18 protein-coding genes are annotated in these 24,344 nt (G+C 69.9%); 12 read left to right on the top strand and 6 right to left on the bottom strand.

Annotated elements, in window-relative coordinates; translation table 11 throughout:
• The first annotated feature begins 191 nt into the window (after nt 1-191).
• From I2W78_RS19505 to I2W78_RS19475, 7 genes are all read left to right on the top strand, one after another.
• The gene (locus I2W78_RS19505; protein ID WP_230885513.1) at nt 192-1,022 is read left to right on the top strand and encodes a M24 family metallopeptidase; all 831 of its coding nucleotides are present in this window, start codon (nt 192-194) and stop codon (nt 1,020-1,022) included.
• A gap of 2 nt (nt 1,023-1,024) precedes the next feature.
• Entirely contained in the window at nt 1,025-2,776 is a 1,752-nt protein-coding gene (locus I2W78_RS19500; protein ID WP_196464632.1) for an SDR family oxidoreductase, read from the top strand.
• Nucleotides 2,777-2,789: 13 nt separating this feature from the next.
• Complete coding sequence (locus tag I2W78_RS19495) at nt 2,790-3,725, top strand: MerR family transcriptional regulator (RefSeq protein ID WP_196461566.1); 936 nt, start codon at nt 2,790-2,792, stop codon at nt 3,723-3,725.
• 122 nt (nt 3,726-3,847) lie between these two features.
• Entirely contained in the window at nt 3,848-4,387 is a 540-nt protein-coding gene (locus I2W78_RS19490) for an RNA 2'-phosphotransferase (RefSeq protein WP_196461565.1), read from the top strand.
• A 39-nt stretch (nt 4,388-4,426) separates the two neighbouring features.
• Nucleotides 4,427-4,876 (top strand): hypothetical protein, encoded by a 450-nt coding sequence (locus tag I2W78_RS19485; protein ID WP_196464631.1) that lies wholly within the window; start codon nt 4,427-4,429, stop codon nt 4,874-4,876.
• 42 nt (nt 4,877-4,918) lie between these two features.
• On the top strand, nt 4,919-5,821 hold the full coding sequence (locus I2W78_RS19480) for an LLM class flavin-dependent oxidoreductase (RefSeq protein WP_196461564.1): 903 nt from the start codon (nt 4,919-4,921) through the stop codon (nt 5,819-5,821).
• Nucleotides 5,822-5,921: 100 nt separating this feature from the next.
• On the top strand, nt 5,922-6,809 hold the full coding sequence (locus I2W78_RS19475) for an HAD-IIB family hydrolase (RefSeq protein ID WP_196461563.1): 888 nt from the start codon (nt 5,922-5,924) through the stop codon (nt 6,807-6,809).
• Nucleotides 6,810-6,872: 63 nt separating this feature from the next.
• Here I2W78_RS19475 and I2W78_RS19470 read toward each other — a convergent pair whose 3' ends face one another.
• From I2W78_RS19470 to I2W78_RS19455, 4 genes are all read right to left on the bottom strand, one after another.
• A complete protein-coding gene (locus I2W78_RS19470; protein WP_196461562.1) occupies nt 6,873-7,931 on the bottom strand; it encodes a M23 family metallopeptidase in 1,059 nt (352 codons plus the stop codon).
• 310 nt (nt 7,932-8,241) lie between these two features.
• Nucleotides 8,242-11,793: a thiol reductant ABC exporter subunit CydD gene (gene cydD / locus I2W78_RS19465; protein WP_230885512.1), complete on the bottom strand. Its 3,552-nt coding sequence runs from the start codon at nt 11,791-11,793 to the stop codon at nt 8,242-8,244.
• A gap of 51 nt (nt 11,794-11,844) precedes the next feature.
• Nucleotides 11,845-12,849, bottom strand: coding sequence for a cytochrome d ubiquinol oxidase subunit II (cydB, locus tag I2W78_RS19460; RefSeq protein WP_196461560.1), 1,005 nt, complete (start codon nt 12,847-12,849; stop codon nt 11,845-11,847).
• A 20-nt stretch (nt 12,850-12,869) separates the two neighbouring features.
• The gene (locus tag I2W78_RS19455) at nt 12,870-14,375 is read right to left on the bottom strand and encodes a cytochrome ubiquinol oxidase subunit I (protein WP_196461559.1); all 1,506 of its coding nucleotides are present in this window, start codon (nt 14,373-14,375) and stop codon (nt 12,870-12,872) included.
• Between the two features lie 200 nt (nt 14,376-14,575).
• Between I2W78_RS19455 and I2W78_RS19450 the strand changes: the two genes are divergently transcribed.
• Nucleotides 14,576-14,965, top strand: a complete 390-nt coding sequence (locus tag I2W78_RS19450; protein ID WP_196461558.1) for a cyclophilin-like fold protein — start codon at nt 14,576-14,578, stop codon at nt 14,963-14,965.
• 188 nt (nt 14,966-15,153) lie between these two features.
• On the opposite strand, the gene hisC is transcribed toward I2W78_RS19450, so the two are convergent.
• Nucleotides 15,154-16,233 (bottom strand): histidinol-phosphate transaminase, encoded by a 1,080-nt coding sequence (gene hisC, locus I2W78_RS19445; RefSeq protein ID WP_196461557.1) that lies wholly within the window; start codon nt 16,231-16,233, stop codon nt 15,154-15,156.
• A 441-nt stretch (nt 16,234-16,674) separates the two neighbouring features.
• On the opposite strand from hisC, the gene I2W78_RS19440 reads away from it, so the two are divergent.
• The 4 genes from I2W78_RS19440 to I2W78_RS19425 all read left to right on the top strand — a co-directional run bounded on the left by I2W78_RS19440 (nt 16,675) and on the right by I2W78_RS19425 (nt 21,725).
• Entirely contained in the window at nt 16,675-17,781 is a 1,107-nt protein-coding gene (locus I2W78_RS19440) for a LacI family DNA-binding transcriptional regulator (RefSeq protein WP_196461556.1), read from the top strand.
• Nucleotides 17,782-18,139: 358 nt separating this feature from the next.
• Entirely contained in the window at nt 18,140-19,243 is a 1,104-nt protein-coding gene (locus tag I2W78_RS19435; protein WP_269066566.1) for a metallophosphoesterase, read from the top strand.
• Nucleotides 19,244-19,436: 193 nt separating this feature from the next.
• Entirely contained in the window at nt 19,437-20,303 is an 867-nt protein-coding gene (locus tag I2W78_RS19430) for a hypothetical protein (RefSeq protein WP_196461554.1), read from the top strand.
• Between the two features lie 339 nt (nt 20,304-20,642).
• Nucleotides 20,643-21,725 carry a hypothetical protein gene (locus tag I2W78_RS19425; RefSeq protein WP_196461553.1) on the top strand — a complete coding sequence of 361 codons (1,083 nt, stop codon included), beginning with the start codon at nt 20,643-20,645 and terminating at the stop codon, nt 21,723-21,725.
• 566 nt (nt 21,726-22,291) lie between these two features.
• Here I2W78_RS19425 and thiC read toward each other — a convergent pair.
• Nucleotides 22,292-24,106 carry a phosphomethylpyrimidine synthase ThiC gene (gene thiC, locus I2W78_RS19420; RefSeq protein WP_230885510.1) on the bottom strand — a complete coding sequence of 605 codons (1,815 nt, stop codon included), beginning with the start codon at nt 24,104-24,106 and terminating at the stop codon, nt 22,292-22,294.
• Nucleotides 24,107-24,344: the final 238 nt, after the last annotated feature.

Below are 24,344 nucleotides of genomic sequence, written 5' to 3'. Positions count from 1 at the left end.
CCGCAGAGCCGTCTTCACGTCACTCTTGAGTATTACGGGACCCTGAGGGTCACCCTGAGGGCCGAAGGGCCGGGCCCTGAGGGTGGAAGACACCGGCCTATTGACGCAGCCTCTAACAACTGTCACATTCACCGATGTCAAGTTACGTGCACGTACCGCAACCGGTGGGACGGGGTGCCATGGCTACGGCAATGACCAGTGAACGCTCGGCGGAGCTGCGTGGGTTCCGCAAGGTGCAGCACCTCGCCTACGAGTGCGCGGAGGCCGTGGCCGCCCAGCTGAAGCCGGGTGTGACGGAGCGTGAGGCGGCGCGGATGCAGCGCGATTGGCTGCGCGAGCGGGGTGTGCGGGACTGGTTCCACCTGCCGTTCGCCTGGTTCGGCGATCGCACGGCGTTCGTCGACTTTCGTGTGCCGCTGCAGTTCTTCCCCACCAACCGGCTCCTGGAGCCGGGGATGCCGTTCATCCTCGACATGGCACCGGTGTTCGAGGGCCACACGGCGGACATCGGCTACTCGGGCTCGCTCGGCATCAACCCCGTACAGAACAAGCTGATGGCCGACCTGGAGGCGCACCGCGAGCTGATCCTGCGCGAGGTGCGCGAGCGGCGCTCCCTGCGCGAGATCTACGAGGACGTGGACCGCCTCATGGTCCGCCAGGGTTACGCCAACCGGCACCGCGCGTACCCCTTCGGAGTGATCGCCCACAAGGTGGACCGGGTGCGCGAGCGTCGCTGGTCCCCGCGGCTGTTCGGGTTCGGCACGCAGTCCCTGAAGGGTCTCGCGAGCGATGCGCTGCACGGTCACCGCGAGGGCTGGTCCCCGCTCTGGTCGCCGTACCGCTTCTCCGACCACCCGCCGCAGCCGGGCCTGTGGGCGGTCGAACCCCATCTGGGCTTCCGGGGGACGGGCGCGAAGTTCGAGGAGATCCTGGTCGTCACCGACTCCGGGGACCCCGAGGAGAGCGCCTTCTGGCTGGACGACGATCTGCCGCACGTGCGGCGCTGGGCGGAGGAGAAGTGACGATGCTCGCAGGTGCGCGGGAGCGCCGGGTGCACACGGGCGGCGTCGAGCTGTGCGTTGCCGAGCTGGGGGATCCGCAGCAGCCGACGGTCGTCCTCGTGCACGGCTATCCGGACAGCAAGGAGGTGTGGTCCGACGTGGCGGTCCGCCTCGCCGAACACTTCCACGTCGTGTTGTACGACGTCCGGGGCCACGGCCGGTCCACGGCACCGCGGCCATTGCGCGGCGGGTTCACGCTGGAGAAGCTGACGGACGACTTCCTGGCCGTGGTGGACGCGGTGAGTCCGGGCCGTCCGGTGCACCTGGTGGGGCACGACTGGGGTTCGGTGCAGGCGTGGGAGTTCGTCACCGTCCGGCGCACCGAGGGCCGGATCGCGTCCTTCACCTCGATGTCCGGGCCCTCCCTGGACCACTTCGGCCACTGGATCCAGCAGCGGGTCAAACGCCCCACCCCACGCCGGGTCGGCGAACTCCTCGGTCAGGGCGCCAAGTCCTGGTACGTCTACCTGCTGCACACGCCCGTGCTGCCCGAACTGGCGTGGCGCGGCCCCCTCGGCAAGCGCTGGCCACGTGTCCTGGAGCGCATGGAGAAGATCCCCGGCGACAGCTACCCGACCTCGTCCCTGCCCACGGACGCGGCGCACGGGGCGTGGCTGTACCGGGACAACGTACGGAGCCGGCTGCGCAGGCCACGCCCGGACGCGTACGCGCACGCGCCCGTGCAGCTCATCACGCCCCTTGGGGACGCGTTTCTGTCCGAGCGGCTGTACGACGAGCTGGAGCGGTGGGCTCCGCAACTGACCCGGCGGACGCTCCCCGCCAAGCACTGGATCCCGCGCACACGTCCGGACCAGCTGGCCGCCTGGATCGAGGAGTTCGTGACCGCGAACGAAGGAGGCAGGCCGGTGATCGAGGCGACAGGCCGGTACGCGGACCGTTTCGGCGGGCAGCTCGTGCTCGTCACGGGCGCGGGCAGCGGCATCGGCAGGGCCACGGCGTTCGCGTTCGCGGAGGCCGGCGCCCGCGTGATCGCCGTCGACCGGGACCCGGAGGGGGCGTCCCGGACCGCGGAGATGTCCCGTCTGATCGGCGCGCCGGAGGCCTGGGCCGAGACGGTCGACGTCTCCGACGAGCAGGCGATGGAGAAGCTCGCGGAGAAGGTCGCGAGCGAGTACGGCGTCGTGGACGTGCTGGTGAACAACGCCGGGATCGGCCTGTCCGGATCCTTCCTGGACACCACCCCCGAGGACTGGCGCAAGGTTCTCGACGTCAATCTGTGGGGTGTGATCCACGGCTGCCGGCTCTTCGGCCGGCAGATGGCCGAGCGCGGGCAGGGCGGCCATATCGTCAACACCGCGTCGGCGGCGGCGTACCAGCCCTCCCGGGCGCTGCCCGCCTACAGCACCTCCAAGGCCGCCGTGCTGATGCTGAGCGAGTGCCTGCGCGCCGAGCTCGCCGGGCAGGGCATCGGTGTCACGGCGATATGCCCGGGCTTCGTCAACACCAACATCACGTCGACGGCACGGTTCGCCGGCGTGGACGCGGCCGAGGAGAGGCGGCGTCAGCAGCGGTCCGCCCGCCTGTACGGGCTGCGGAACTACCCGCCGGAGAAGGTCGCCGACGCGATCCTGCGGGCGGTCGTGCGCAACGAGGCGGTGGTGCCGGTGACGCCTGAGGCACGCGGTGCGTACCTGCTGTCGCGGTTCATGCCCGGCGCGCTGCGCAGGATCGCCCGGGTGGAACCGCGGTTGTGAGCGAGGCACGCGCATGAGCGAGCCGACGTACCGCATCGAGGACCTCGCCCACATCACCGGCACCACCGTCCGCACGATCCGCGCCTACCAGGACCGCGGCGTCCTGCCCCGCCCCGAACGGCGTGGCCGTGCCAACGCCTACACGGGGACGCACGTCACCCGGCTTCGTCAGATCGCCGACCTCCTGGACCGGGGCTACACCCTGGCCTCGATCAAGGAGCTGCTGGAGGCCCACGACACCGGCCGCGGCCTCGGCGGGGTCCTGGGCCTGGTCGCCGAGGTGGACGGCCCCTGGACCGATGAGGAGCCGTCCCGGATCACCCGCGCCGAACTGATCGACCGCTTCGGCGGCACCCCCGACGACGCGGCGATCGCCCAGGCCGTCGAGCTCGGGGTACTGGAGCCGGTGCCGGGCGACGGGGACGTGTTCGTCGTACCGAGCCCTCAAGAGCTGGCCGTGGCGGTGGAGTTGCACGCGGCCGGCGTGCCGCTGTCCGCGATCTCCGATCATCTGCGGGAGTTGAGGGCACAGGTCGAGCACATCGCCTCCCGCTTCCTGGAGTTCACCACCGAGCATGTCTTCGCCCGTTACCTCGACGGACCACATCGCCCGACGGACGCGGACGCGGCAGAAGCGGCCTGTCTCGTACGACGGCTGCGTCCCCTTGCCCGTCAGACGGTGGACGCTGAACTCGGCCGCGCGATGCGGGTGTTGGCGTCCCAGGAGCTGCGCCGGCATCTGGGTGGGGGCGGGGCGGGGGAGACGGCGGACGGGACACGACTGGTCCGGATACCGGCGGACACGATGCGGGCCGTGGAGGAACTGGTTGGTGTGCAGCAGGCCGGGACATTTGTCGCGCTCGCCGCTGAACGGGAGGTACGGGCGCGGGCCTTGGACCGACTGACATCAAACGGGACAAATTCCTCATATGTTGACGAACAAGGCTGAGATTGCGGAGTGGTTGTCCACAGCTTCGGCAATTCCCCTGTGGATAACTACAGTTAGTTGTGGATCAAACCTCCGGAGCAAAATCAAGTGCGTGATCCACGTCTCTGCCGCACGCTGAGGGCATGGACGAAAGACGCGTCGTGAAGGTGTCGAAGTATCTCTCGAAGCACTTGCGCCACCAGCCCGAGAGGATCGGGCTCACGCTCGACGAGGGCGGCTGGGTCGAGATCGACGCGCTGATCGCGGCCGCGGCCGCGCACGGGTTCCGGTTCACCCGCGAGGAGCTGGACCGCGTGGTCGCGACGAACGACAAGAAACGCTTCGCGATCGAGGGCACCCGGATCCGCGCCAGCCAGGGCCACAGCATCGACGTCGACCTGGGACTGCCCCAGGCGCCCCCGCCGCCGTACCTCTACCACGGCACCGTCGCCGGCCACCTGGACGCGATACGCGCCGAAGGGCTCAGGCCCATGAACCGCCACGACGTGCACCTCTCGGGCGACCGCGAGACCGCGACCCGGGTCGGCGCCCGCCGGGGCCGCCCCGTGGTGCTGGCGGTGGACGCGGGTGCGATGCACCGCGACGGCCATGTGTTCCAGGTGAGCGCGAACGGGGTGTGGCTGACAAAGGCCGTACCACCCCGGTACCTGCGCTTCCCCTAGCGGCATTGACCTTGCATGATCCCTGGTATGGACCACCGTATGGACCGTCTGCCCACCACCGAGGCCGCCGTCGTCGCCCTCCGTGCCCTGGCCACGGAGTACAACCGGGAGATCGAGGTCACGCACGACATCGGCGCCGACCAGACCTCCCGCCGCACCGCCGCGGGCGTCGGCGTCACCACCGACCCGGACGGTTCGCTGCCGCACGAGGCGTTCGTCGACTTCGGCGGGGTGCCCAGGGTGAGCGTGCGGCTTTACCCGGACGACGACGCCCTGATCACCGTCGAGGACGTCGAATGCCCCGACATCCGGCGCGACGACGTACCCGACTTCCTGCGCGCCGTCTTCGACGGCCTCGCCCATGTCACGGCCGCCCGTAGCTTCCTGCACGCGCACCACCTGGTCGTGCCACTGCCGGGAGACCGTACGCACAAGGAGTTCATCCCGATGATCACGCTGACGCCGTGGCTGAGTCGCCACGTACGGTGACTGTTTCACGTGAAACACCGGGCGCCGCTTAGGCTCGGATCCATGAGTCTGCGTCTGAGCACTGTGATCCTCCCGTACCGCCGTTGGCACGACGGCGGCCGTTCGGCCTGGCAGCGCGCGGAGCAGCTCGACTTCCACACCGCGTACACCTACGACCATCTGTCCTGGCGCAGCTTCCGGGACGGCCCGTGGTTCGGTGCCGTACCGACACTGACCGCCGCCGCGGCGGTCACCGACCGGATGCGACTGGGCACCCTGGTCACCTCGCCGAACTTTCGGCACCCGGTCACCCTCGCCAAGGAACTGATCTCGCTCGACGACATCTCCGGCGGCCGGATCACGCTCGGTATCGGCGCGGGCGGCACCGGCTTCGACGCCACCGCCCTGGGGCAGGAGGCCTGGACCCCGAAGGAGCGTGCCGACCGGTTCGCCGAGTTCGTGCCGCTGCTGGACCGGCTGCTCACCGAGGACGCGGTGTCGTACAAGGGCGACTACTACGCGGCACACGAGGCGCGCAACATCCCCGGCTGTGTGCAGCGCCCCCGACTGCCGTTCGCGGTGGCCGCCACCGGCCCGCGCGGGCTGAAGCTCGCCGCCCGCCACGGGCAGGCCTGGGTGACCACCGGCGACCCCAAGCTGTACGAGGACGGCACGCCCGAGCAGTCGGTTCAGGCCATTCGCCGGCAGACCGAAAGGTTCGCCGACGCCTGCGCCGCGATCGGCCGCGACACCACCGGCATGGACAAGGTCCTCCTCACCGGGTTCACCCCGGACCGCAACCGGCCACTGGAGTCCCTCGACGCGTTCGTGGACTTCGCGGGGCGGCACCAGGAGCTCGGCTTCACCGAGATCGTGATCCACTGGCCCATCCCCGACTCGGACTTCGCCGCGGAGGAGAAGGTCTTCGAGCAGATAGCGATGGAGGCGCCGGCGCAGCTGGGCTGAGCCGAGCCCGCCTGCCCGGAACCGGCTCACTGGGCGCAACAGCACAGGTGGGGGCCGTATCCACTCACCTGTGCGGACTCCCGCACGCCCGTGCAGGCGGATGCGCGAGAATGGCCCGGTGACCTCAGCGACTCGACAGCCCGAGACCCCGGCCGCCGCAGTTCCGCCCCGGCTGATCGCCACCGACCTCGACGGCACGCTGCTCCGCGACGACAAGTCGGTGTCCCCCCGCACGATCGCCGCCCTCGCGGCCGCCGAGGAGGCGGGCATCGAGGTCTTCTTCGTCACCGGCCGCCCGGCCCGCTGGATGGACGTCGTCAGCGACCACGTCCACGGTCACGGCCTCGCGATCTGCGGCAACGGCGCCGCCGTGGTCGACCTGCACGGCGGTCCCGGCGCCCACCGGTTCGTGAAGGTGCGGGAGCTGGCGCGGAAGAACGCGCTGGACGCCGTACGACTGCTGCGGGAAGCGGCGCCGGGCACGGTGTACGCGGTGGAGCAGACGTACGGCTTCTACCAGGAGCCGGACTATCCGAAGCTGCACATGGAGATCCCGGACGCGCTCGCGCCGGCCGAGCAGTTGCTGGCGCCGGACGCGCCCGGCGCGGGCGAGCCCGTGCTCAAGATCCTCGCCTACCACCCCGAGATCGACCCGGACGCCTTCCTCACGCTGGCCCGCCTCGCCATCGGCGAGCGCGCCAACGTCACCCGCTCCAGCCCCAGCGCCCTGCTGGAGATCAGCGGTCCCGGCGTCTCCAAGGCCAGCACGCTCGCCCTGAGCTGCGCCGAGCGGGGAATCTCCCACGAGGAGGTCGTCGCCTTCGGTGACATGCCCAACGACGTCGAGATGCTCACCTGGGCAGGCCAGTCGTACGCCATGGGCAACGCCCACCCGGACGTGATCGCCGCGGCATCGGGCCGGACGGTCGCCAACAACGACGACGGGGTGGCGATCGTGATCGAGCGGATGCTGGCGGAGCGGGGTTGATCGTCTGCCGTCTGCCAGGGTCAGGGGGCAAAGTCCCCGCCTTCGCACCGTCGGCGATCGGTGTCAGAGGTGGACGCCTCGGGCCGCCAGCCACGGCACCGGATCCAGCCCCGACCCCAGTTCCGGAGTGATCCGTACCTCGAAGTGCAGGTGCGGGCCGGTCGAGTTGCCGGTCGTGCCGGACTGACCGATCCACTGCCCCGGCACCACGTGATCCCCCTGGTCGACGGCGACCGAGGCGAGGTGGGCGTACTGCGTGTAGTAGCCGCCGGGGTGCGCGATCACGATCTGGATGCCGAAGGCTCCGCCGCAGGACACCTTCACGACCCGGCCCCCGCCGACGGCCCGCACCGGCGTGCCGATCGGCACCGCGAAGTCCTGCCCGGTGTGCCGGTTCGCCCACCTCGCCCCACCGCTGCCGAACCGCGCGGACAGCTGGTACGTCCCCAGCGGCGCCACCCACGCGCGTGTGAAGGAAGTGTCCGGCTGGTGGAGCCGGACAGCGCCCGGGCAGGTGCCCGACGCGGCGGAGGAGTCGGCCTCCCCCTGCAACCTCTCGCGGGCCTCCTCGAGTTTGCGCTGGATGTTCTGCTTCAGCGCCACGAGCTTGGCGTTCCGCCGCTCCAACGCCTTCCACTCCGCCGCCGCCTTCCGCTCGTCCGCAGCGAGCCTGGCCTCCGCGCGACGGCTCTTGGTGATCGCGTCGGTGACGGCGAGGTCTGCCTTCGACACCGCGTGCTGCCGGCGCAGCAGTTCCTCGGGCCTGTGCGCGAGGAGCATGCGCGCGGCGAGGGGGACGTCCCCACCGCTGCGGTACTGGGCGCGCGCGATCCGGCCCAGGTCCTCGCGCAGGGCGGCGAGTTGCCGCCGTTCGCGGTCGAGGAGCTCCTCCAGCCGACCGGCGCGCCTCCGCTGGGCCTCGGCCGCGTGGCGGCCCTCCTCGTACTGCCGCGTCGCCGCGGCCGCGTCCTCGTACAGCCGCGCCACCTCGGCGCCGACATCGGGATCGGCGCCACCCCGGGCCGGGCTCCTCTCGGGCGTCTCGACGGGCCGGGCCAACAGCACGGCGAGCGCGCACAGCAGCACCGGGAGGAGCCAGCGGGGGCGGCGGGATGAGCGCATGTCAGCGATCCTGGCCCGCGCGCCGCCCGCGGTCCTGTCGGAGTCGTGCGCACGGGGGACGTCACGCACGGATGGAGCAGAGCGCTACGGCCGAACAGGGGGCGCTGCCGGGCAGCCTGACGGCCCGTCGCCATGCCCGGGTCGTAGTCACTGGGCCCGACTTGTCACGGAACCGAACGCCACTCGGACCCAGCTACCTCACGCCACCCCGACCCAGCTACCTCACGCCACCCGGATCCGGCTACCTCACGCCGCCCGGACCCAGCTACCTCACACCCCCAACCCGGCTGCCCAACTCCCACGGCACCGGCTACGTAGCCCCCACCAGCACCTCCGCCTCCGCCTCCCGCTCCGCCATGGCCCGCAACGGCCCCTCCACCGCGGCCAGCTCCGCGAACGGCCCGCGCTGCACCACACGTCCCCCGTCCAGCACGACCACCTCGTCCACGGCCTCCAGTCCGGCCAGCCGGTGCGTGATGAGCAGGGTCGTACGGCCCTCGGTCGCGGCCAGCAGGTCCGCGGTGAGCGCGTCGGCCGTCGGCAGGTCGAGGTGCTCGGCGGGCTCGTCGAGGACGAGGACGGGAAAGTCGGCCAGCAGCGCGCGGGCGAGCGCCAGCCGTTGCCGCTGCCCACCGGACAGCCGTGCCCCGTGCTCGCCGACCAGCGTGTCGAGCCCCTCGGGCAGGCCGTCGGCCCAGTCGAGCAGCCGGGCGCGCCGCAGGGCGTCGCGCAGTTCGTCCTCGGTGGCGTCCCTCCTGGCGAGCAGCAGGTTCTCGCGCACGGACGTGTCGAAGAGGTGCGCGTCCTGCGCACACAGCCCGACCAGCCGCCGTACGTCGTCACCGTCCAGGGCGTGCGCGTCCACGCCGCCCAGCGTGTACGAGCCGGTGTCCGCGTCCAGGAAGCGCAGCAGCACCTGCGCGAGCGTCGTCTTGCCGGAGCCGGACGGACCGACCACAGCGATCCGGCGCCCCTTGTCGAGCGTCAGGTCGAGCCTGGTGAGCGCGTCCCGGTCCTGCCCGGCGTGCCGGGCCGTCAGGCCCTTGACAGCGACCGGGAACGGCGACGCGGGCGCCTGCCGCGGCCGCTCGGGTTCCCGTACGGGCTCGGGGGCGTCCAGCACCTCGTACACCCGCTCGGCGCTCTTGCGCACCCGCTGCCGGAACTGCACGGCGAGCGGCATCCCGAGCACGGCCTCGAAGGCGGCCAGCGGGGTGAGTACGACGACTGCCATGGCCACGCCGTTCAGCCGTCCGTCGGCGACCGCCTGGGCGCCCACGAGCGCAGCGGCTGTGACCGTCAGGCCGGAGATCAGCGCGGTGAGCCCGTCGCCGATCGCGGTGGCGGTGGCGGCGCGCGAGGCGATCCGGGTGAGTGCGGTGTCGGCCTGCCGGGTCTCGGCGGTACGTGCGGACAGGGCGCCGGCGACGGTGAGTTCGGCGGTGCCGGTGAGCAGGTCGGCCACGCGCGTGGCGAGTACCCCGCGGGCGGGGGCGAGCCTGCGTTCCGCGCGCCGCGCCACGGCGGCGGTGACCAGCGGGACGCCGGCGCCGGCGGCGAGCAGTCCGACGGCGAGCACCGCGCCGGCCTCGGGCAGCAGCCAGCCGGTGAAGCCGACGGCGGCCATGGAGACGGCGACCGCGGCACCGGCGGGCAGCAGCCACCTGAGCCAGTAGTCCTGCAGGGCGTCCACATCGGCGACGAGCCGCGAGAGCAGGTCGCCCCGGCGGGACTGGCGCAGCCCGGCGGGCGCCAGCCGTTCCAGTCGGCGGTAGACGGCCACCCGCGTGTCGGCCAGCATCCGCAGCACCGCGTCGTGGGACACGAGCCGCTCGGCGTACCGGAACACGGCCCGCCCGATCCCGAAGGCGCGCGTGGCGGTCACGGCCACCATCAGATACAGCACCGGTGGCTGCTGCGAGGCCCGGGAGATGAGCCAGCCGGAGGTGGCCATGAGTCCGACGGCGCTGCCGAGGGCGAGGCTCGCGAGCAACAGGGCCAGGCCCAGCCGTCCGCGCCGGGCACCGGACATGGCGCGGACGCGGGCGAGGACGCCACCACCGCCGCGTGCCGCGCCGGCGGCCTCGTGCGCCTCCCTGAGGATCTCGGAAGCCTCGGTCGGCCGCGTGGCCGCCGACGACGTCCCGGTGGCCACACGGGCGGGGGAGACGGCGGCGTCCCGCCACGGCGGCCGTTCCGCCTCGTCCAGCAGCACCACCCGTTCCGCCTCGTCCAGCCGCACCACCCGGTCGGCCACACCCAGCAGCGCCGGCCGGTGCACGACCAGCAGCACGGCCCGGCCGGCCGCCAACCGCCGTACCGCGGCGACGACTTCGGCCTCGGTCTCCCCGTCGAGCGCGGCCGTCGGCTCGTCGAGCAGGAGCACGGGCCGGTCCGCGAGGAAGGCCCGGGCCAACGCGAGGCGCTGCCGCTGGCCCGCGGACAGTCCGGCGCCGTCCTCGCCGAGCACGGTGTCGACACCGCGCGGAAGGGCGTCCACGAACGCGAGCGCTCCCGCGTCCGCCAATGCCCGCCGTACGGCCGCGTCGTCCGCCTCGGGGCGGGCCAGCCGTACGTTCTCGGCGATCGTCGCGGCGTACAGGTGCGGCCGCTGCGGCACCCAGGCGATCCGCGCCCGCCACTGCTCCAGATCGACGTCGGTGAGATCCACTCCCCCGATCCGCACCCGCCCCTCGGTCGGCTGCACGAACCCCAACAGCGCGTTCAGCAGCGTCGACTTGCCCACACCGCTCGGCCCGACGAGCGCGACCGTCTCCCCGGGCCCGACGGCGAAGGTCACGTCGGACACGGCGTCCGTGGTCCGCCCCGGGTACCGGACGGTCACGCCCTCGAAGGACAGCGCACCCGCGGGCGGGGTGCGGGTCCCCGACGCCGGCACGGGCGTCTCCAGAACCGAGAAGATCTCCCCGGCCGCGGACAGTCCCTCGGCCGCCGCGTGGTACTGCGCGCCCACCTGCCGCAGCGGAAGATACGCCTCGGGCGCGAGGATCAGGATGACCAGGCCGATGTAGAGGTCCATCTCACCGTGCACGAGCCGCATGCCGATCGTCACGGCGACCAGCGCGACCGAGATCGTGGCGAGCAACTCCAGCGCGAACGACGACAGGAACGCGATCCGCAGCGTCCGCATCGTCGCCTGCCGGTACTCGCCGGTGATCCGCTTGATCGACTCGGCCTGCGCCTTGGCCCGTCCGAACACCTTGAGGGTCGGCAGCCCTGCGACCACGTCCAGGAAGTGCCCGGACAGCCGGGAGAGCAGCCGCCACTGACGGTCCATCCGGGACTGGGTGGCCCAGCCGATCAGCACCATGAAGATCGGGATGAGCGGCAGGGTGCCGACGATGATGGCGGCGGAGACCCAGTCCTCCGTGACGATCCGCGCCAGCACGGCCACCGGCACGACCACCGCGAGGCCCAGCTGCGGCAGATAGCGCGAGAAGTAGTCGTCGAGGGCGTCGATTCCACGCGTGGCAAGGGCCACCAGCGATCCGGTGCGCTGCCCACTCAGCCACCCGGGGCCCAGCTCCGCTGATCGCTGCAGCAGCCGCCCCCGAAGCTCCGACTTCACCGCCGCGCCGGCTCGGTGCGCGGCAAGTTCGGTGAGCCAGGAGACCAGCGCCCGGCCGCAGGCCACAGCCACCAACAGCAGGAGAGGAGCACGGAGTTCGACGACGGTCATTCCGTGCTGGAACGCGCCGACGACCGTCTCGGCAATGAGCATGGCCTGGGCGATGACCAGCCCGGCGCCGATGGCACCCAGACCGACGACCGCCACCAGGAAGAGTCGGGTGGCGCGGGCGTAGCGCAGAAGGCGCGGATCGATGGGTTTCACGTGAAACATGCCCTTCAGTCACGTGGGGTGTGTTTCACGTGAAACACACCCCGGCCGGACTCAATGTGCGGGTTCGGCGATGTGCTGGGTACCGATCCGCTTGCGGAACACCCAGTACGTCCACGACTGGTAGAGCAGGACGATCGGTGTGGCGATCGCCGCGCACCAGGTCATGATCTTCAGGGTGTACGGGCTCGACGAGGCGTTGGTGACCGTCAGGCTCCAGCCGTCATTGAGCGAGGACGGCATGACGTTCGGGAACAGCGACAGGAAGAGCATCGCGACGGCGGCGACGATGGTGACGCCGGAGAGCGCGAACGACCAGCCCTCGCGCCCGGCTTGGTTCGCCAGGAGCGCCACGACCAGCGCGGCCACCGCCACCACCATGGCGACCAGGCTCTTGCCGTTCCCACTCTGGATCTGCGTCCACAGCAGGAAGAGCACCGCCAGCGCGGCCGTGACAAGGCCGACCCGGAAGGCCAGCCTGCGGGCCCTTTCCCGGATGTCCCCGACCGTCTTGAGGGCCGTGAACACCGCGCCGTGGAAGGTGAACAGGGTCAGCGTCACCAGACCGCCGAGCAGCGCGTACGGGTTGAGCAGGTCCCACAGGTTGCCGACGTACTCGAAGTCACGGTCGATCTTCACGCCGCCGACGATGTTGCCGAAGGCCACGCCCCACAGGAACGCCGGGATCAGCGAGCACCAGAAGATCGCGTGCTCCCAGTTGCGCTGCCAGTTCTCCTCGGGCCGCTTGGCCCGGTACTCGAACGCGACGCCCCGGACGATCAGGCAGACCAGGATGAGCAGCAGCGGCAGGTAGAAACCCGAGAAGAGGGTCGCGTACCACTCGGGGAAGGCGGCGAACGTGGCGCCACCGGCCGACAGCAGCCACACCTCGTTGCCGTCCCACACCGGGCCGATCGTGTTGATCAGTACCCGCTTCTCCGGCCGGTTGCGGGCCAGCAGCTTGGTGAGGACACCGACCCCGAAGTCGAAGCCCTCCAGGAAGAAGTAGCCGATCCACAGGACGGCGATCAGGACGAACCAGACGTCGTGCAGTTCCATGACTGTGCAGCTCCCTCGGCCTAGTACGAGAAGGCCATCGGCTTGTCGGCGTCACGGGCGTCGCCGCCGATCTTCGTGGGCGGGTTCAGGTCGGCCTCGGTGAGCTCGGGAGGGCCGGCCTTGACGTACTTCACGAGCAGCTTGACCTCGATCACGGCGAGGATGGCGTAGAGCGTGGTGAAGACGATCATCGAGGTGAGGACCTCACCCTGGGAGACACCGGGGGAGACCGCGTCGCGGGTCTGGAACAGGCCGTAGACGACCCACGGCTGGCGGCCCATCTCGGTGAAGATCCAACCCCAGGAGTTGGCGATCAGCGGGAAGGCCATCGTCCAGACCGCCACCAGCCAGTACAGGCGGGTCAGCCGCGACCCGAGCGGCTTCCTCAGCAGGACCAGATGCGGTACCTCGTCCTCCCCGGTCCGGTACGCGGCCGGCAGCAGGAACTTCTTCCGCGTGAGCCACAGCCCCAGCAGGCCGATGGAGAACGACGCCATCCCGAAGCCGATCATCCACCGGAAGCCCCAGTAGGCGACGGGAACGATGGGCTTGTAGTCACCGGGGCCGAACTTCTCCTGGAGGGCCTTGTTGGTGTCGTTGATGCCCGGCACATAGGACTCGAAGTCGCTGTGGGCCAGGAAGGACAGGAGTCCGGGTATCTCCAGGGCGACCTTGTTGTGTCCCTTGTCGACGTCCCCGTAGGCGAAGACGGAGAACGGCGCCGGCTTCTCGCCGTCCCACAGTGCCTCGGCAGCGGCCATCTTCATCGGCTGCTGCTCGTACATGACCTTGCCGAGGGTGTCTCCGCTGACCGCGGTGAGCAGTCCGCCGACCGCCACGGTGACCAGGCCGAGCCGGAGGGACGTCCGCATGACCGGGATGTGCTTCTTGCGCATCAGATGGAAGGCGGCGATGCCCACCATGAAGGCGCCGCCCGTCAGGAAGGCCGCCGAGAAGCTGTGGAAGACCTGGTTGAGCGTGGTGTTCTGGGTCAGTACGGCCCAGAAGTCGGTGAGCTCGGCCCGGCCCTTCTCCTCGTTGATCCGGTAGCCGACCGGGTGCTGCATCCACGAGTTGGCTGCGAGGATGAAGTACGCCGAGAGCAGCGTGCCGATCGAGACCATCCATATGCAGGCCAGGTGGATCTTCTTCGGCAGCTTGTCCCAGCCGAAGATCCACAGCCCGATGAAGGTGGACTCGAAGAAGAAGGCGATGAGGGCCTCGAAGGCGAGGGGCGCGCCGAAGACGTCACCGACGAAGCGCGAGTAGTCGGACCAGTTCATGCCGAACTGGAACTCCTGCACGATGCCGGTGACGACACCCATGGCGATGTTGATCAGGAAGAGCTTGCCCCAGAACTTGGTCGCCCTGAGGTACTTCTCCTTCTCGGTGCGCACCCAGGCGGTCTGCAGGCCGGCTGTGAGGGCGGCGAGCGAGATCGTCAGGGGGACGAACAGGAAGTGGTAGACGGTGGTGATGCCGAACTGCCATCGCGCCAGAGTCTCCGGTGCCAAAGCCAGTTCCACGTCGTCTCTCCTTACATCGCCGTGGACAGTGCGGCAGCGTGCCCCCTTTGCCCTTCACATCCCAGGCAATCGAGGCGCTTGTGAACGCGTTCACATTCACAAGCCATTATGACGCACAGCTGCTCGACACCTGAAGGGGGGTACCCCCTACGTCACGTCAACCCCTTGGCAGTGCATTCAACATATTGTTGAATTCCAGCATGCAGACGCACCTGATAAAGATCCGTATCTCCTGGCCCTCGGGGCACCTCACTGCGACCCTCGACGACACCCCGACCACTCAGGCCCTGACCAAGGCACTGCCGCTTGCCTCCGCCGCGCACACCTGGGGCGAGGAGGTCTACTTCGACACGGGCGTCGCCGTTTCACGTGAAACGAACGCTCGGCAGGTCGTCGAGCCCGGCACGGTGGCCTTCTGGACCGACGGCGACGCCCTCGCACTCCCCTACGGGCCCACGCCCATCTCGCAAGGCGACGAGTGCCGCCTCGCCAGCCCGTGCAACATCCTCGGCCGTATCGACGGCGATCCCCGCGTCCTGGCCACCGTCCACGACGGCGACCCGATTCGGGTGGAGGTTGTGGAGGGCTGAGCGCGGGGATGGTTCCAGGGGCGGCCTGAGCATGGGGGTGTCTCTCCCAGGGTCGGGGCGACCGCACCCTCGATTGCGCCGCCGCGGTCGCCGCCTTGCCCTACCTCAGAACTCGCCCTCACTTCAGAGCTCACCCCTCAGAACTCGCCCCGCACTTCAGAGCTCGCCCCTCAGAGCCCGACCCTTACTCACAGCTCTTTCCGGAACCCTTCCGTCACCTTCAGGAAGATGTCGTTCCCCTCGGCCTCCCCGACCGTCACGCGCACACCCTCGCCCGGGAACGGCCGCACGATCACACCCGCCTGCTCGCACGCCGCCGCGAAGGCGACCGCGCGCTCACCCAGCGGCAGCCACACGAAGTTGGCCTGAGTCTCGGGGATCGTCCAGCCCTGGTCGCGCAACCCGTCGACCACGCGGTTGCGCTCACACACCAGTGACCCGACCCGGCCGAGCAACTCGTCCTCGGCACGCAGCGAGGCGATCGCCGCATCCTGCGCCAGTCGGCTCACTCCGAAGGGCACCGCCGTCTTGCGCAGGGCGGCGGCCACCGGCTCATGCGCGATGGCGAACCCGACGCGCAGACCGGCCAGGCCGTACGCCTTGGAAAACGTCCGCAGCACACAGACGTTGGGCCGCTCGCGGTACAACTCGACGCCGTCCGGCACCTCGGGGTCGCGGATGAACTCGCGGTAGGCCTCATCGAGCACGACCAGCACATCACCCGGCACCCGGTCCAGGAAGCGCTCCAGCTCGGCCCGCCGAACGGCCGTGCCGGTGGGGTTGTTGGGGTTGCAGACGAAAATCAGCCGAGTCCGGTCCGTGACCGCGTCCGCCATCGCGTCCAGGTCGTGCACGGCACCCGGCGTCAACGGCACCTGCACGGACGTGGCACCACTGATCTGCGTGATGATCGGGTACGCCTCGAAGGAGCGCCAGGCGTAGATCACCTCGTCGCCGGGCCCGCTGGTGGACTGCACCAGCTGCTGGGCGACACCGACCGACCCGGTGCCGGTGGCCAGGTGGGACGCGGGGACGCCGAAACGGTCGGACAGCTCGTTCACCAGGTCCGTACAGAACATGTCCGGGTAGCGGTTGAAGGACGAGGCGGCGGCCGTCACGCTCTCCATCACGCCGGGCAGCGGCGGATAGGGGTTCTCGTTGGAGGACAGCTTGTATGCCACCGGCCCGTTGGCCGCGGCCGGCCGGCCCGGCTTGTAGGTGGGAATTCCCTCCAGCTCGGCGCGCAGCTTGGGGCTCGTCTCACTCACCGCAGTCCTCCTCGCGACCACCGGCGGCCCCTGACCGCCGCCGGCTTCCAATGCTTCTCACCTTATGAGGATTCGGCGCGACTGCGTATGGGTGAGGCGCGGCTGCGTATGACTGAGCGGCCTCACCTCATCAGTCCCACTGGCATCAGGGGCATCACCGCATGAAGGCGTACGAATCGGGGGGCGCGCCACACATATATCTACGCGCCGGTGGCTCACGCCGTAGCGCGCATCCCCCGGTCAGGTGAGTTGAGACCTCTTCGAAACATCGAGGTCTTGGCAGGCCCGTACGCGCCGACAAGTCACGTACTGCAATAGGGAGGCTCAACTCCCTTGTTTTCCAAGGTATTTGATACTTTATGACCTTGCAGAAACGTGTCTGTCAACGGGTGCATATGCGTCCGCACTACCCCACCGCATGAGCCCTACTATCGGCTCGCCATGACAGCAGCAGGGAAGCACCAGGTGAGCCGCGCGGAAACCTCTCGTCGAGGCAGTCGGCCGGGCCGGGCGGGCATCAGAGATGTGGCCGCCGCCGCCGGGGTCTCCATCACGACCGTCTCCGACGCCCTCAACGGCAAGGGCCGGCTCCCGGACGCCACCCGCCGCCATGTCCGCGAGGTCGCCGACCGGCTGGGGTACCGCCCCTCGGCCGCGGCCCGAACTCTCCGTACCGGCAAGTCCGGCCTGATCGGTCTGACCGTGACGACATACGGGGATGAACCTTTCACCTTCACGGAGTTCGCGTACTTCGCGGAGATGGCCCGCGCCGCCACCTCGGCCGCGCTCGCCCGCGGCTACGCCCTCGTCATCCTGCCCGCGACCTCCCGCCACGACGTGTGGTCGAACGTCGCCCTCGACGGCACCGTTGTCATCGACCCCTCCGACCAGGATCCGGTCGTCAGCGAACTGGTCAGGCAGGGTTTACCGGTCGTCTCCGACGGCCGCCCGGCCGGCTCGCTTCCGGTCACGGCGTGGGTCGACAACGACCACGAGGCCGCGGTGCTCGGCATCCTCGACCACCTCGCCGAGGCCGGCGCCCGACGGATCGGCCTGCTGACCGGGACCACGACCGACACCTACACACACCTGTCCACGACGGCGTACCTGCGCTGGTGCGAACGTGTCGGCCAGGACCCGGTGTACGAGGCGTACCCGGCGCACGATCCCTGCGCGGGCGCTGTCGCCGCCGACCGACTGCTCGCCCGGCCCGACCGGCCGGACGCCGTCTACGGTCTGTTCGACCCGAACGGCACCGACCTGCTCGCCGCCGCCCGTCGCTACGGACTGCGCGTACCGGACGATCTGCTGCTGGTCTGCTGCAGCGAGTCCACCGTGTACGCGAACACCGAGCCGCCCATCACCACGCTCTCCCTGAAGCCGCGCCGGATCGGCACGGCCGTGGTCCAGCTGCTCATCGACGCCATCGAGAGCGTCGAGTCGGACCAGCCGGTCGAGCAGGTCATACCGACCGAGCTGATCGTGCGCACGTCATCACAACGGCGCTTCCCGCGCACCACGGTCAGCCCACCGCGGACGCCCGACTAGGCGTGCCAGGCCCCGCGACGCCGAATGCCGTGACCATCGGCGCAGGTGAGCGGGGCTTGGGCGCCCAATGGGGGCACCCCCTGCTCGAAGAGCCTGAGGAAGGGCGTGCCAAGCCCCGTGTCTGCCGCATGATCCCCCGGACAGGCTCAGGCTGAAGAACCACGCAGGCATGGCACGGCACCGTCCCCGGGCCGGTGAAAGCCCGGCCCAATCGGGGCGAAAGCCGCGGTGAACCGGACTCCCGCTCCGATTCACCACCCCTGGGTCATCACACGGCGCGATCCGCATTCCTATGATGGGCCCACGACACCGCGGGCCGCTGCGACCAGGCAGTCCGATGCGGTGCAGATGCGGCGCGATGGTGGAGGGGTCGATGACTCAGGGGGCCGGTCAGGGACCCGAGGTGGAGCGGACGGCGACGTTGCGCGACTTCCGGGTGCCCGCTTACGTGCACGAGACCGGTCCGTACGTCCACAGCGCGCATCCCGGCGAGGTCGTCAGCCCCGTCGCCGAGCCGGTGGACCACCCGGACGAGTACACGCCCACGGAGCGCGACCTGCCCGTCATCAACCGGGGTGACACGGTTCAGGTGACCGTCGACCCGCAGGCCGTGCCGACCCCGCAGCCGCAGCCCACCACCGGTCCCGGCCCCCTGTACGTCGTGGGCGACGTACACGGCTACCTCGACGAGCTGGTGGCGGCGCTGCGGGAGAAGGGCCTCATCGACACCGCCGGCCAGTGGTGCGCCGGTACCACCCGGCTGTGGTTCCTGGGCGACTTCACCGACCGCGGCCCGGACGGCATTGGCGTGATCGACCTCGTGATGCGGCTGTCCGCCGAGGCTGCCGCGGCCGGCGGCTACTGCAAGGCCCTGATGGGCAACCACGAACTGCTCCTGCTCGGCGCCAAGCGGTTCGGCGACACGCCCGTCAACTCCGGCGCGGGCACCGCCACCTTCCAGGCGGCCTGGTTGCTCAACGGCGGACAGAAAACCGACATGGACCGGCTCCAGGACCACCACCTGCAGTGGATGGCCCGCCTCGACGCGCTCGTCGAGATCGACGGCCATCTGCTCGTCCACTCGGACACCACCGCCTATCTCGACTACGGCGACTCCATCGAGGCCGTCAACGACAACGTCCGCGAGGCCCTCACCCGTAACGACGCGGACGAGGTCTGGGACCTGTTCCGCAAGTTCACCAAGCGCTTCTCCTTCCGCGACGAGGGCGGCGCCGACGCCGTACGCTCACTGCTCGATACGTACGGCGGCACCCGAATCGTTCACGGCCACAGCCCGATTCCCTACCTGCTGGGCGAGGTCGGCTCCGAGGAGGGCGAGGACAGCACGGGACCGGTGGTCGACGGGCCGCACGTCTACGCCGACGGCCTCGCCATCGCGATGGACGGTGGGGTGACCATGGCCGGAAAGCTGCTGGTCCAGCAACTTCCCCTGGATATCTGAGCGTTCCCGGGGCAGGCGTACCCCGACGGCGGACCGGCGCACGACGGCGCAGGCCAGGGGCCAATTTCTTCAAACCCCCTGTCACGGCGCACTGTCACCGCTCTACCATCGCCTTATCCGTAGCAGGCTCCCCTCCGTTTCTGCCCGACGGCTCGTCAGCGTGCGAGCCCCAAGCCCTACGGAGCATCGGGGGATGCACATGAACAGCGTTCCGCAGCACCTGTTGAGCGAGGACCGCCAGGAATACGAGCGGCTCCTCGATGAGGCGCTGCGCTCCGCACACCACCGACCGGAACTGGCCGCTGTGGGACAGCGGCTCAACCCCGAACAGCTGCGCACCATGGCGCTCAACGCCACCGCACTCATCACGGCGGCCGCGGCGACCGAGTACCAGCACTACGTGAAGGTCCGCGAGGAACTGCGCCGTCCGGCGCCGTCCACCCCGTCGACCGCCCGCGAGTCCGGCTCCACCGAGCCGGGCACGGGCGCCATGGGGCTCGCCACCACCATGGGAGAGGCCGCCGCCGAAACCGTCGGCGCGGGCGCCGTCGCCATCATGGCGGTTCTGGCACCCGTCCTGGCCGGCACGGCCGCGGCGATCTTCCTGCTTGTCGGCTACACCCTGAAGATGCTCGACCCCGAGCCGGGCATCGCCCAGACCATGGTCACCACCGGATGGGTGTTCGGCGCCGTGACCGCGGTCGCGATTCTGCTCGCCGCCGTCGGGCTGCTGCTCACCGCACTGCGCAACCGGCCCTCGCTCGAATCCGGACCGTACGGCGAACTCAGCGGCGAGGTGGCCAGGGCCAGGGAAGCCTGGCGCCAGGCCCTGCTGGAGAACGGCATCATGCCGTTCCTCCGGGAGGCGCTCACCGACCCCGGTCCGGCCCCGTTGCGCCGGACGGCCCCGACGATCCCGACCAGTCGCATCCCGCACCTGGGCTACGACCGCCCGGGCTTCACCAGCCCCGGTGACGGCCCGTCGGGCGCGCGTCCGAGCTTCACCAGTCCGGACTACACCAGCCCGGACTTCGGGGGCCCGGACCACAGGCCGGAATGACCTGCGGCTTGCGTCCCCGTCCGGGGTGCGCAAGCCGGAGATCCGGCGGTGTCGGTGCGCTGTCGTGTGCGGGCTGGTCCGAGACGACGACGGGGTCGCGCGGCCTTCACGACCCCGCCGGTTCGTTTCGGGTCAGCCCGCGATCGGCAGGTACATGCGGTTGTCGGCCGCCGCGAACTCCTTCGACTTCTGGGCCATGCCACGGCCAGACTCTCGCTGAGGGCCAGAAGCGAAAGCAACCGCACCGGGCCCTCCACCCACCGCCTCCACCTCCGCTGTGACGTCTACGATGCGTCAGTCCTCCGGCGGATCCGGATCATCGTGCGTCAAGGGAAGTCCATGCGCCTGTCCAGCTACATCAGGAAGGCCGCCATGGGCGCGGCGTCGATACCCCTCGTCGCCGGGTGCGCGGGGGAACAGGGCGCGGGCGAGACCGTGGAGCGAGCCGCGGAGAGGCCTGCCTCCTGGACGGACCTACCGGTGCGGACCGGCGCACGGGACGTCGTCCACACGGACACCGACCACCGGTCGTACGAGGTCAGGATCACGGTCAAGAGCCTGGTCCGGGGTTCGGAGGAGGACATGCGGGGGGCGCGCGTGGACGAGGATCTGAAGGGCATGGTCCCCCACTACCTCACCTTCGAGGTCACCAACACCGGCCGGAAGAAGATCCCCGCCACCTACATGGTGGACAGCAACTTCGCCCTGAACGGCACCGACTGGGCGCGCGGGGAGAAGGTCTACGTCAGCGGCGGGAGGCCGGGCGGGGTCGACCTGTACTGCGCGGACACCGCACCGAAGACGCTGGCGCCCGGCGACTCATATAACACCTGCGTGACTTACGCGCTGCCCGAGGGCGTCGGCGTGCACTCGCTGACGCACAACGCCGACGGCTACCTCGACAAGGGCGGCGCGGTCGCCACCTGGCCCGTCGAGGGCGGCCTCGAGGCGGCGTCCGCCGGGATGGCGGAGCCGGGCGACATCGTCCGCGTCCGGTGGGACGCCCGCGAGGACGGCATCCTCGAACTGCCCGCCACGCTGGTTTCCGTACGCCGGGGCAGCGCGGCCGACCTCGCGGGCCTGGACCTCGACCTCAACGAGAACGAGCGGCGCGGCGTCCCGTACTACGTGTCGGTCACCTACACCAACCCCGGGCCGAAAGACCTCTACGCCAACCAGGCCGACCGTGTCCGCCTGCTCACCGAGGGCGGTCGGCAGATACGGGGGAAGACCCCCTTCGTCCTCGACACGAAGATCCCCGGCTGTCCGTCCGACTGGGTCGCCCGGATGATCCCGCCGGGCGACAGCGTGACGGAGTGCAGCATCCACCTGGTGACGGACGACGGAGACAAGCCGTTCGCGGTGGGTTTCGTAGAGGCGGGCCGGCCCGGACTGGTGGCCTGGCGGGCCCCCCTCCACTGAGGCGGCCGGGTCAGCCGGCCGTCTCCGCGAGCTGCAGGTACACACGGTTACCCGCCGCCGCGAACTCCTTCGACTTCTCGACCATCCGCGCCTCGATCGATTCAGGCGTCGAGCCCTCGTCACCACCGAACTGCTCCTACGAGCCGTCCCACAATCCCCGTCGCCGCAAGCGCCGCTGACGCGCCCGCTCCATCCGGGCTGTCGCCCCGAAGACGGCGCCTATGAGGACGCCGCCCACCGCTGCAAGCGCAATGTCCGACGGTTGCGTCCCGCTCGAAAGGGCCACGAAGGTGAAAAAACCGGCCGCGAAGACACCGGCCACCAGGCCTACCGAGAGCGGGTGTCGCGCCGCGAAGCGTTGCCCACGTGTGGGCGCGCGATCGCCACCCAACGCGCGGTCCACGGTCCAGAACAACTCAGCCGAACTCCTGCCCAGCTGCGTCAACTTACGGCCCACCTCTGGCATGAACGCGATCGTAGCCCGTACCAGCTAGGTCTCGGTGAGTGCAACGGACATCGGCACGGGCCCCTCCACCGCGCCGGAGAGGGGCCCATGCGAATGCCTTTCAGTCCGCCAGCGGCAGGTATACGCGGTTCCCGCTCGCCGCGAACTCCTTCGACTTCTGGAGCATGCCCTCTGCGATCTCCTCGGGCGAGGCTCCCTCAGCCGCCGCACCACCGAACCGCTCTGTGATGCTTTGGCTAATCTTCATCGAGCAGAACTTCGGCCCGCACATCGAGCAGAAGTGCGCCGTCTTGGCGGGCTCAGCCGGGAGGGTCTCGTCGTGGAACTCCCGTGCCGTGTCCGGGTCGAGGGCCAGGTTGAACTGGTCCTCCCACCGGAACTCGAAGCGGGCGTCGGACAGCGCGTCGTCCCATTCCTGCGCACCGGGGTGTCCCTTGGCGAGGTCGGCTGCGTGGGCAGCGATCTTGTAGGTGATGACGCCGGTCTTGACGTCGTCGCGATTGGGCAGGCCCAGGTGCTCCTTGGGCGTGACGTAGCAGAGCATGGCCGTGCCCCACCAAGCGATCATCGCGGCACCGATGCCGGAGGTGATGTGGTCGTACGCCGGCGCGACGTCCGTCGTCAGCGGGCCGAGCGTATAGAACGGAGCTTCATCGCAGATCTCCTGCTGAAGGTCGATGTTCTCCTTGATCTTGTGCATCGGGACATGTCCCGGGCCCTCGATCATGGTCTGCACGTTGAAACGCTTGGCGATCCGGTTGAGTTCCCCGAGCGTTCGCAGCTCCGCGAACTGCGCCTCGTCGTTGGCGTCCGCGATCGAGCCCGGCCTGAGGCCGTCGCCCAGCGAGTACGTGACGTCGTAGGCGGCGAGGATCTCGCAGAGCTCCTCGAAGTTCTCGTACAGGAACGATTCCTTGTGGTGCGCCAGGCACCACGCCGCCATGATCGAGCCGCCGCGCGAGACGATGCCGGTCTTGCGGTTCGCCGTCAGCGGCACGTACGGCAGGCGTACGCCCGCGTGGACCGTCATGTAGTCCACGCCCTGCTCGGCCTGCTCGATGACCGTGTCCTTGTAGATCTCCCAGGTCAGCTCCTCGGCCTTGCCGTCGACCTTCTCCAGCGCCTGGTAGAGCGGCACCGTGCCGATGGGGACGGGGGAGTTGCGCAGCACCCACTCGCGGGTGGTGTGGATGTTGCGGCCGGTGGACAGGTCCATGACCGTGTCGGCTCCCCAGCGGGTCGCCCAGGTCATCTTCTCGACCTCCTCCTCGATGGAGGACGTCACCGCGGAGTTGCCGATGTTGGCGTTGACCTTCACCAGGAACCGCTTGCCGATGATCATCGGCTCGATCTCCGGGTGGTTGACGTTGGCGGGCAGTACGGCCCGGCCCGCCGCGATCTCCTCCCGTACGACCTCGGGCGAAACGTTCTCCCGGATGGCCACGTACTCCATCTCGGGCGTGATCTCGCCCCGGCGCGCGTACGCGAGCTGCGTGACCGCCTGACCGTCGCGGCTGCGGCGTGGCAGGCGCGGGCGGCCGGGGAAGACGGCGTCGAGGTTGCGCAGCCCGCCGCGCGGCGAGGTGTGCTTGATCCCGTCGTCCTCGGGACGGACGGGACGGCCCGCGTACTCCTCCGTGTCGCCGCGAGCAATGATCCAGTTTTCCCGCAGCGGCGGAAGACCGCGGCGGACGTCGGTGTCGACGAGTGGATCGGTGTACGGGCCGGATGTGTCGTACAGCGTGACCGACTGCCCGTTGGTGAGGTGCACCTGACGGACTGGCACGCGCAGGTCGGGGCGCGAACCCTCGACGTACGCCTTGTGCCAGCCGATGGACTTCCCGGCCTCCCCGTTGCTCGCGTCGTTGGTCGCGTTCTGGGTGGAGGCAGGCGTGCGTGCGTCCTTGTTGGCCATGAGACCGATCTCCCTACGCCGGCATTACCCGGTAACAGGTTCGGCGGTCGACGCAGCGGTTTCCGTCTGCCGGAGTTTCATGGGAAACATCACTCGGACCGAGTCACGTTCCACGTGAAACATCGCGAAGACGGAGGTCAGCGCCCTCTCAGCCCGGTGCTCCGAGCTCCCGCGTGTACAAAGGTGTCCCCACGCTAGCGTCAATTCGGGCGCGGTGAACAGAGGGGCCCGGTCGTTC

This window comes from Streptomyces spinoverrucosus (assembly GCF_015712165.1).
Classification (GTDB): Bacteria; Actinomycetota; Actinomycetes; order Streptomycetales; family Streptomycetaceae; genus Streptomyces; species Streptomyces spinoverrucosus_A.
Note: the sequence above shows the minus strand (reverse complement) of the source record. Positions and strands in the feature narration are given on the sequence as shown.

Excerpts from the sequence above, each read along its gene's own strand:
- I2W78_RS19505 (WP_230885513.1), top strand. The coding sequence starts at position 192 with ATGACCAGTGAACGCTCGGCGGAGCTGCGTGGGTTCCGCAAGGTGCAG.
- I2W78_RS19500 (WP_196464632.1), top strand. The coding sequence starts at position 1,025 with ATGCTCGCAGGTGCGCGGGAGCGCCGGGTGCACACGGGCGGCGTCGAG.
- I2W78_RS19495 (WP_196461566.1), top strand. The coding sequence starts at position 2,790 with ATGAGCGAGCCGACGTACCGCATCGAGGACCTCGCCCACATCACCGGC.
- I2W78_RS19490 (WP_196461565.1), top strand. The coding sequence starts at position 3,848 with ATGGACGAAAGACGCGTCGTGAAGGTGTCGAAGTATCTCTCGAAGCAC.
- I2W78_RS19485 (WP_196464631.1), top strand. The coding sequence starts at position 4,427 with ATGGACCGTCTGCCCACCACCGAGGCCGCCGTCGTCGCCCTCCGTGCC.
- I2W78_RS19480 (WP_196461564.1), top strand. The coding sequence starts at position 4,919 with ATGAGTCTGCGTCTGAGCACTGTGATCCTCCCGTACCGCCGTTGGCAC.
- I2W78_RS19475 (WP_196461563.1), top strand. The coding sequence starts at position 5,922 with ATGCGCGAGAATGGCCCGGTGACCTCAGCGACTCGACAGCCCGAGACC.
- I2W78_RS19470 (WP_196461562.1), bottom strand. The coding sequence starts at position 7,931 with ATGCGCTCATCCCGCCGCCCCCGCTGGCTCCTCCCGGTGCTGCTGTGC.
- cydD (WP_230885512.1), bottom strand. The coding sequence starts at position 11,793 with ATGTTTCACGTGAAACCCATCGATCCGCGCCTTCTGCGCTACGCCCGC.
- cydB (WP_196461560.1), bottom strand. The coding sequence starts at position 12,849 with ATGGAACTGCACGACGTCTGGTTCGTCCTGATCGCCGTCCTGTGGATC.
- I2W78_RS19450 (WP_196461558.1), top strand. The coding sequence starts at position 14,576 with ATGCAGACGCACCTGATAAAGATCCGTATCTCCTGGCCCTCGGGGCAC.
- I2W78_RS19440 (WP_196461556.1), top strand. The coding sequence starts at position 16,675 with ATGACAGCAGCAGGGAAGCACCAGGTGAGCCGCGCGGAAACCTCTCGT.
- I2W78_RS19435 (WP_269066566.1), top strand. The coding sequence starts at position 18,140 with ATGGTGGAGGGGTCGATGACTCAGGGGGCCGGTCAGGGACCCGAGGTG.
- I2W78_RS19430 (WP_196461554.1), top strand. The coding sequence starts at position 19,437 with ATGCACATGAACAGCGTTCCGCAGCACCTGTTGAGCGAGGACCGCCAG.
- I2W78_RS19425 (WP_196461553.1), top strand. The coding sequence starts at position 20,643 with ATGCGCCTGTCCAGCTACATCAGGAAGGCCGCCATGGGCGCGGCGTCG.
- thiC (WP_230885510.1), bottom strand. The coding sequence starts at position 24,106 with ATGGCCAACAAGGACGCACGCACGCCTGCCTCCACCCAGAACGCGACC.